The sequence below is a fragment of the Thalassobacterium sedimentorum genome (assembly GCF_031127905.1).
Lineage (GTDB): Bacteria > Verrucomicrobiota > Verrucomicrobiia > Opitutales > Coraliomargaritaceae > Thalassobacterium > Thalassobacterium sedimentorum.
Map to the genome: position 1 here is coordinate 1 of NZ_JARXIC010000110.1, position 793 is coordinate 793.

Below are 793 nucleotides of genomic sequence, written 5' to 3' on the forward strand. Positions count from 1 at the left end.
AGGCAGAAACATCACTCGCTCCGATGGTCAATAATTCAACTGCAACATCGCCAGTCGCTTCATTCAAATAGACTGGAACTGTCGCTTCAGACTTCACGAAGGCGAAACCACCGGTGAGTGCCACAAACCCATAAACATCAATATCAACATCGCCGCTCACTTCCAACAATGCACCACGCGAGCCGTCTAGATCAAGGTCGTGACTGCTGCTAGGCCCAATCTGAACTGCTAAAGGATTTGCAGAGAAATCAGCAATTTCGGTATCGTCCGAAGCTTGATTAATTGAGACCGACAAGCTGCTCCCCGCAACGCTCAGCCCGTCAACACCGACAAATTCGAAGCGACTCGCAGTGGCCTGAAGTGTCGTCCAGCTGCGAGTTGCATCTGATTGATCGCTGAAGAGACCAAGTGCGAAGTCCAGTTCATCCAATGCAAAACCAAGTGCGTCAGTCGTGCCACCAGCCAAACCAGCAAAAGCAGAAACGTTGCTGCCACCGAGTGTCAACTGATCCACTGACACCTCAGTCGCATCGGCATCACTTAAAGTAATCGTGCCCTCGCTCTTACTCAGGGCGAATCCTCCACTGACTTGGAAGAACTCATATACGGCAACTGTGAGATTTCCCGATGCGGTAATAAGTGCACCATCCGCGCCATCCATATCAAAGATCACGGCGTCCGCCTCATTTGGACCAGTTGCAACAGTCAAGTCTGTCGCAGCGGCACTGAAGTCTATGACCTGGCCACTCTCATCGGCCTGATTGATTGCAATCGATAATGTATCCGCACCAAT

Annotated in this window: 1 protein-coding gene; it reads right to left on the reverse strand. The window is 50.9% G+C overall.

Going from position 1 to position 793, the window contains the following annotated elements; translation table 11 throughout:
- The coding region (locus tag QEH59_RS18615) for a hypothetical protein (protein ID WP_308986891.1) at positions 1–793 on the reverse strand (793 nt) is incomplete at both ends.